The organism is Streptomyces recifensis (assembly GCF_002154615.1).
Taxonomy (GTDB): Bacteria; Actinomycetota; Actinomycetes; order Streptomycetales; family Streptomycetaceae; genus Streptomyces; species Streptomyces griseoluteus.
Window position 1 is genome coordinate 1 of sequence record NZ_MUNH01000442.1, and the last position, 6,932, is coordinate 6,932.

Here is a 6,932-nt window from a genome sequence, read left to right on the forward strand (position 1 = left end):
GGTTCTGTGCGGCGGGTGGCCGCTGTGCCGGCCGCCGAGCGACGACCAGCGAGCGGCCCACGGGAAGGGGACGCACGGAAGGGGAAACGGCGCGCCCCCTCTCCGTACCGGACGAAGCCGGGACGCTCTCGGCGCGCGAGCCGGTGTGCGCGGGCGAGCCGACCGGTGCCGCCCCACCCGTACGAGGGTCCACCACCGCGACGCGCCGCACCATGGGAAGCGCCCGCGCGGCAGGAGCCGGTGCGACCGCCGCCCGCTGCACGGCAGGCTCCGACGCGCCGGCGTCGAGGGCCGCCGCCCGCTGCACCGCGGGCTCCGGCCCACCGGTGTCGAGTACCGCGGGAGACGACGTGGACGTGAGCCCGCGCTGTTCCGCGACCGGGTCGGCAGCACCGCGCCGCCGCACCCGAGGCCCACCGTCACGCCCGGCCCCAGGGGATGCCGCCGCTTTCCGGGGCCGGCCGGTCACCACCCTCTCCAGCCGCTCCCCACCCGCGGGCGCGACCTCCTCCGCGTCCTCCCGCCGCACCGCACGCAACAGCAGCGGGCCGCCGCCACCGAACGTCTCCCCGGATCCCGAAGCGGTCCGGGCGACCCCCCGCACCAGACCGGCCGGAGCCGAGGGCAGCACCCCGTGCGCGAGCCCGGTGTCGAAGGACGGGTCGCGCCAGGCCGCCAGCCCCGCGCGGAAGCCGAGCCCGTCACTGACCGCCAACGGCGCACGGGAAACCGTCAGTTCAGGCGCGGCAGCCGCACGCCAGCCGCCGTCCCAGCCCTCGGGCACGCCGACGCCGGCAGGCGCCTGCTCCATGGGGCCGGAGCCGGCGCCGCCGACGTTCTCGGCGGCGGGCGGCCGGGGCCGACGCACCCTGTCTCGCCATCCCATGCGGTCAACCGCCTTCGTTCACGCGGGTGTTGATGCGGGCGATCTCGGTGACCCACTCCCGGCGCTCGGCATGGGTGAGGTCGAGGATCTCCTCGCGGCTCCAGTGGAAGTGGTAAGCGACGTACGCGATCTCCTCCCGCAGCCGGGAAGGCGCGTACGTCACGATTCCCCCAGGCGCCCACCCGAGAGGTCGACCTCGAAGCCGCCCTCGCAGTGCGGGCAGGTGACCGCCGCACGCGTGTGGCCCTCGCTGTTGACGCGCCGGTAGAAGTCCTGGAGGAACGCGACATCGGTCGCGTACATCCGCTCCACGATCCCCGCGTGCACATCGGTGACCGTGCCGATCCGGGTGATCACCTGGCTGAGCAGCACGACACTGAGGTACGCGGGGTTCTCCTTGACCCGCAGGTCGATCTGCGGGCGCAGCTCGTCGCGGGCCGTGGCCAGCCGCATCGAGCCGTGCCGGTGCACGGTGCCCGCCTCGTCGACGTACCCGCGCGGCAGCTCGAACTCGAACTCCGTGCGCAGCGCGGGCTCCTGGCGCGGCGGCGCCGCGGGCGTGAACGGCTTGGACACCGCCTCCGCCTCGTCCTTCGCGGGAGCCGTCGCCTGGAGGATCTCGTCCAGGTTGCCCGCGGTCACCGTACGACGCCTCATTCGACGATGATCTCCTCGAACACGATGGTCACGGACTCGGTGGCGGCCGACGACTCGCCCGCCTTGAGGGACGGGCCCTCCCACTTGGACGCCCAGCCCTGCATGAGCTGGATGCGCCGCACGGTCTCACCGGTGGAGTCCTTGATCTCGATGGTGAGATTCTGCCGCGCCGTGTCCACCGCGCCGTTGTTCAGCGTCTCCTTGATCCACGAGGTGAACTCGCTGCTCTGGTCGAGTCCCCGGGTGATCGTGATCTCGCCGGCCTGGCGGGCGCCCGGCTGCTTGCGGATGATCTGCTTGCCCTCGGAGCTGACCTGCCGGACCTCGACCACCTCCTCCTCGACGCTCAGGCCGCTGATCTCCTGGATGGATTCGACCAGGTAGCCGCCGAGCTGGACGCCGAAGATATGGGTGGAAAGAGCATCGCCCTCAGCCATGACTGTCTGTCACCTTTCTGGGTGGATAAGTGCCGGAAGCGACGGAGGTCACTCGTCGACGAGGCTGGTGCTGTCGGAGAACTGCGCCAGCCGGAACACCACGAACTCGGCCGGCTTGACCGGTGAGACACCGATCTCGCAGACCACGCGTCCCTGGTCGATGGACTCCTGCGGGTTGTTGTCCCGGTCGCACTTGACGTAGAACGCCTCCGCCGCCGTGCGCCCGAACAGCGCGCCCCGGCGCCACTCCTCGGTGAGGAAGGCGCTGACGTTGCGCCGGATGCTCGACCAGAGCCGGTCGTCGTTCGGCTCGAACACCACCCACTGGGTGCCGAGCAGGATCGACTCCTCCAGGTAGTTGAAGAGCCGGCGCACGTTCAGGTAGCGCCACGCCGGGTCGGAGGAGAGGGTGCGCGCACCCCAGACCCGCACACCCCGGCCGGGGAAGGTACGGATGCAGTTCACGCCGATCGGGTTGAGCAGGTCCTGCTCGCCCTTGCTCAGCCGCAGCTCCAGGTCGACCGCGCCGCGGATCACCTCGTTCGCGGGCGCCTTGTGCACCCCGCGCTCGGTGTCGCTGCGGGCCCACAGGCCGGCGACGTGTCCGCTCGGCGGGACGGTGATGTTGCGCCCGGCGGCCGGGTCCAGCACGCGGACCCAGGGGTAGTACAGGGTGGCGTAGCGGGAGTCGTAACCCGCCTCGTCGTTGCGCCAGTTGCGGACCGCCTGCGCGGAGAGGCCGGGCGGGGCGTCGAGGACGGCGACGCGGTCGCCCATCTGCTCGCAGTGCGAGATGACGGCGAGCTGCACCGTGCGCAGGCCCTCGGCGTCGATGTCACCGCGCTGGTAGGCGCTCATCAGGTCGGGGACGGCGACCATGGTGATCTCGTCGACGCTCTCCAGACCGGCGAAGCCGGTGCGCGCGTCGGCGTCACCGACGTACTCGGCCGGGTCCAGCCGGGCCACCTGGCCGGAGGCCGAGGGCGCGGGCGCGGCCGGGGCGTCCGGCACGGCGATCGTCTGCGCGGCCGGCCGGGTCTGGTTCCCGCCGCGCTGCTCGCTCACCTCGATCAGCTTCGAGTTGCGGGCCTGGGTGGGCAGGTAGCCCTTGACGTTCCGGCGGGTCGAGGCGTCGTAGGTCTCGGCCACCTGCTCGCCCTGGCGGACCAGGACGCGGAAGCGGTCCTCCGGCGGGTTCTCGCCCTCCGGGTCGGCGATCTCGATGGACACGCCGGTCACGCCGGGCTTGGCCGCGATCTGGAAGCCGCCCACCTCGACGGCGAGCGCCGCCTGCTCCGGCCGCGCGCCGTCGCCGTTCCCGGCCGGTGCGGAGGAGTCCTCGGCGGAGCCGCCGATGCGCACGACGTAGGCGGAGCCGCCGCCGTTGGCGAAGTAGCCGTAGACGGAGTGCGGCAGGTACGCGCCCTGCACGAATCCGCCGAAGATCCGGCTGTACTGGTCCCAGCTCGTCACCAGCGTGGGCTCGTGGAACGGGCCGTCCTCGGCGAAGCCGACGAACGCGGCGACCGCGGTGCCCACACCCTCGATCGGGCGAGCACCGGACTGCACCTCCTCCACGTAAACACCTGGGGTGAGGTACGTCGGCATGCTCGCTCCTTCACGGGTCCTGCGGTCCGGGTCTCCTCCACCCTTTCCTCGGACCGTGCCCCGCGGCAGGGGACATCGGGCCCTGCCCGAGGGCAGCCCGGCTGCCCGCGCGGGCGGACGGGCCGCACCCGGCGTGCAGGGTCAGGCGGCCGTGACCTGCGCGAGCCAGGGACCGAACTCGGCGGCCAGCACCAGCCGGCCGAGCTTGCGGTACTCCTGCGCGACCGACTCCACGACCTGCCGCATGGTCAGCTCATTCCCCGAATCCGCCGCGAGATACGCGGCCGTCACCGCACACGACCGGATGGAGCCGCCCGCCAGCTCGAACCGGTCGGCGCAGAACGCGAGGTCGACGTCCTCGGCGCGCGGCAGCCGCTCGCCCAGACACCGCTCCCACAGCGCGAGCCGCTGCGCCGCGTCGGGCATCGGGAAGTCGGCCACCACGTCGAGCCGCCGGGTGAACGCCTCGTCCAGGTTGGCCCGCAGGTTGGTGGTCAGCACGGCGATGCCGTCGAAGGACTCCATCCGCTGGAGCAGGTACGCCGACTCGATGTTGGCGTGCCGGTCACGGGCGTCCTTCACCTCCGAGCGCTTGCCGAAGATCGCGTCCGCCTCGTCGAACAGCAGCACCGCGTTGACCGCCGACGCCTCGGTGAAGATGCGCTCCAGGTTCTTCTCGGTCTCGCCGATGTACTTGTCCACCACGGTCGACAGGTCGACCACGTACAGATCCATGCCCAGGTCGGTGGCGACCACCTCGGCGGACATCGTCTTGCCGGTGCCGGACTCGCCGGCGAACAGCGCGATCACGCCACGCCCCCGGCCGCCGCCCGGCCGCATCCCCCACTGGCCGAGCACCTGGTCGCGGTGGCGGGCGCGCACCGCGAGTTCGCGCAGGCCCCGCAGGGTCCTCGGCGGCAGCACCAGGTCGTCCCAGCCGACCGCGGGTTCCACCCGGCGCGCCAGCCGGGCCAGCCCCGCCCCGTTCTGCGCCCGCACGGCGGCCCGAACGTCCTCGGCGGCCACCGGGCGCCCGGCGAGCGCCGCCGTGCGTACCGCGGCGTCGGCCGCGCGCCGGAGCTGGCCCGAGTCGAGCCGGTGCGCGGCCACGGCACGCGCCAGGTCCGCACTGCCCGAGCCGTCCGGGGCCCCGGCCGCCTCCAGCGCGAACCGCCACCGTACGGCCTGCTGTTCGGGCGAGGAGGTGCCCACGGTGAAGGACACCGGGGTACGGACGGCCCACCCCGGGTCCCAGACCTGCGAGCCGTAGGTGAACAGCGGGATGCCGGACAGCGCCGCGCACACCGTGCGCAGCACGTGGGTCCGCTCGGAGGGCTTGTCCGGGAGGTCGTCCAGCGGGCCGAGTACGACCCCGGCGCCGGTCAGCCGGGCCTCGCGGGCGGCGGCAGCGGCCAGTTGGGGCAGGTCGCGGGCGTGCCGGGCCAGGGCCACCGTGTCCAGGACCAGCGGGACGCGGCCCGCCTCTCGCAGGGCCGCGTCCGCCAGGCCCTCGGGGGCACCGCCGACTGCCCGCAGGTGCACATGCCCGGTGCCGCTCCGGACCCCGGCGGCGGCCCGCCGGACCAGCGCGGGGTCGGCCGCCGGGTCGGCCGTGTGCTCTCCGAGTACGGAACCCAGGCGGGCGTCCGGCGCGGTGTCGCCCAGCAGATGCGCGGTCACCCGGTCGGGCACCGTCAACACCCGTGACAGCGGCGGCCGTTCCGGCTCCTGGACTTCCAGCAGACCGCCCGAGAGCAGGGGCGCGCCGGGGGAGAGGCGGAAGCGGGCCGGGGACAGCCCGGCGTGCCCGCACAGTTCGAGGGCCAGTCCGACCGTGGGCCGGCGCCGGGTGAGGTCGTCGTTCAGATAGCCGTAGAGCTGCTCGAAGCGGGCGTCCAGGTCCGGGGCCAGGGCGACGAGCAGCAGGTCCAGATCGAGCGGGGAAAGTCCGAAGTCTCGTGCCAGACGGCCGAGCGGGGAGTCCTCCGCCGACCGCTCCGGCTCGGCGGCGGACGGTTCGCCGCGCGTGTCGAGGAGGCGCTGGGCCGCCTCGGGGGTGAGGTACTGGCCCCGGTAGGGGTCGTCCGGGTCGGGGTCGACGGCACGCCGCGCGGCGACCGCCTTCCGTACCCGCTCCTCCACGGCGTGCAGCCGCCGCCACAGCTCGGGTTCCACGGTGTGCGTCATGGCTGGCGGTCACCTCTCCTGCGGCGCCGGGCGGGGGCGGGGCGCCGCTCGCGGGACCCGCCGAAGCCCTCTCCGCCGGGGTCGTCGATCTCCGTGTAGCGCAGCCGGCGCGCCGACTCCGTCTCGTCCGGCAGGGAGTGGGGTGTCGACCGTACGACCAGGCCCTCGGTGACCGGCGGCGCGGCGACCCGCTCGATGCCGGCCAGCGGGGCGCGTACCCGTACCCCGAGCGACGGTCTCAGCTCGCCGCCCAGCGCGGACCACACGTCGGACGCGGCCGGGGCCTCCAGGCCGGTCCCGCCCGCGTCCAGTCCCACGATCAGGCCCAGCTCGGCGAGCGTGCCGGTCAGCAGATGCGGGGCCAGGGTGTCCGTGGACACCAGGGTGGACAGCACCTGGGACAGCAACCGGTGCTCGTCCTGCGGCCGGCTCGCCCACGCGGTGACCAGATAGGTCAGCTCGAACCAGCGGGCGGGCGAGCGGCGGGCGACGACGAAGCCGTCCTCGTCGTAGATCTCGCCCGCGCTGCTGTTGCGCCGGGAGTTGTCCTCGCGGATGTCGTACAGGAACGCGCACACGGTGGGCGCGCTGCGCCGGGCCGCCCAGTCGCTGGTCGGCGCGTCGAAGACCACCTCGACGCCCGACGCGGCCAGCCCGGACTCCTCCAGCAGGCCCCGCAGGGCCTCGTCGACCTCGTGGATCACCGGCGGGTCACCTCGTCCGGCGGCTGCACACTGCCGTTGACGACCAGGAAGTCCGTCTTCACCGGGGAGAAGCCGGGGCCGCTCGCGGTGATGGTGCGCGGGCCCGTCTGGTCCTTGGCGAGGATCAGCAGCTGCCCGATGAACGTGCCGTCCGGCAGCGGCACCGTCGGCGCGGCGGCGGCCGTGATGCCGGGCTTCCAGCGGAACCGGACCGGCACCCCCGGCGGGAAGTCCGTGCCGCGCACCGAGGTCACGAAGCCGGGCTTCCCGATCGGCGGCACGGCGACGATCTTGGGCTGGAGAATGCGCAGCCGCTGCCGGGCGGAGTTGTCGCTGCGGTCGGCGTCCGTGCCGGTGGTGGTCAGGGTGCCGGTGACCTGGGCGGTCAGCGCCCGCTTCGGGCTGAGCACGACCTGCAGGGTGCTGCGGCCGCCGGGCGCCAGATCGGGCAGC

Annotated in this window: 6 protein-coding genes and 2 pseudogenes; all 8 read right to left on the reverse strand. The window is 73.7% G+C overall.

The genetic code is table 11. The features are described from left to right. Positions 1-886: pseudogene (locus CCN33_RS32540) on the reverse strand (hypothetical protein); the annotation flags it as partial. A gap of 4 nt (positions 887-890) precedes the next feature. Continuing rightward, entirely contained in the window at positions 891-1,049 is a 159-nt protein-coding gene (locus CCN33_RS32185; protein ID WP_165507338.1) for a DUF6760 family protein, read from the reverse strand. Further along, positions 1,046-1,543: a zinc-ribbon domain-containing protein gene (locus CCN33_RS22070; RefSeq protein WP_031183844.1), complete on the reverse strand. Its 498-nt coding sequence runs from the start codon at positions 1,541-1,543 to the stop codon at positions 1,046-1,048. The genes CCN33_RS32185 and CCN33_RS22070 overlap by 4 nt, the downstream gene beginning before the upstream one ends. Beyond that, a complete protein-coding gene (locus tag CCN33_RS22075; RefSeq protein WP_030803419.1) occupies positions 1,540-1,980 on the reverse strand; it encodes a phage tail protein in 441 nt (146 codons plus the stop codon). Before CCN33_RS22075 ends, CCN33_RS22070 begins: the two co-directional genes overlap by 4 nt. A 48-nt stretch (positions 1,981-2,028) precedes the next feature. After that, on the reverse strand, positions 2,029-3,588 hold the full coding sequence (locus CCN33_RS22080; protein WP_086695273.1) for a phage tail sheath family protein: 1,560 nt from the start codon (positions 3,586-3,588) through the stop codon (positions 2,029-2,031). Between the two features lie 141 nt (positions 3,589-3,729). Further along, positions 3,730-5,775: an ATP-binding protein gene (locus tag CCN33_RS22085; protein ID WP_086695274.1), complete on the reverse strand. Its 2,046-nt coding sequence runs from the start codon at positions 5,773-5,775 to the stop codon at positions 3,730-3,732. Then, positions 5,772-6,479, reverse strand: a complete 708-nt coding sequence (locus tag CCN33_RS22090) for a Pvc16 family protein (RefSeq protein WP_086695275.1) — start codon at positions 6,477-6,479, stop codon at positions 5,772-5,774. The genes CCN33_RS22085 and CCN33_RS22090 overlap by 4 nt, the downstream gene beginning before the upstream one ends. Further along, a pseudogene (locus CCN33_RS22095) lies at positions 6,476-6,932 on the reverse strand (hypothetical protein); the annotation flags it as partial. The pseudogene CCN33_RS22095 and the gene CCN33_RS22090, both read right to left, overlap by 4 nt.

What these genes read in the sequence shown, in the direction of transcription:
- CCN33_RS22080 (WP_086695273.1), bottom strand. Translation starts at nt 3,588, where the DNA reads ATGCCGACGTACCTCACCCCAGGTGTTTACGTGGAGGAGGTGCAGTCC.
- CCN33_RS22075 (WP_030803419.1), bottom strand. Translation starts at nt 1,980, where the DNA reads ATGGCTGAGGGCGATGCTCTTTCCACCCATATCTTCGGCGTCCAGCTC.
- CCN33_RS22085 (WP_086695274.1), bottom strand. Translation starts at nt 5,775, where the DNA reads ATGACGCACACCGTGGAACCCGAGCTGTGGCGGCGGCTGCACGCCGTG.
- CCN33_RS22070 (WP_031183844.1), bottom strand. Translation starts at nt 1,543, where the DNA reads ATGAGGCGTCGTACGGTGACCGCGGGCAACCTGGACGAGATCCTCCAG.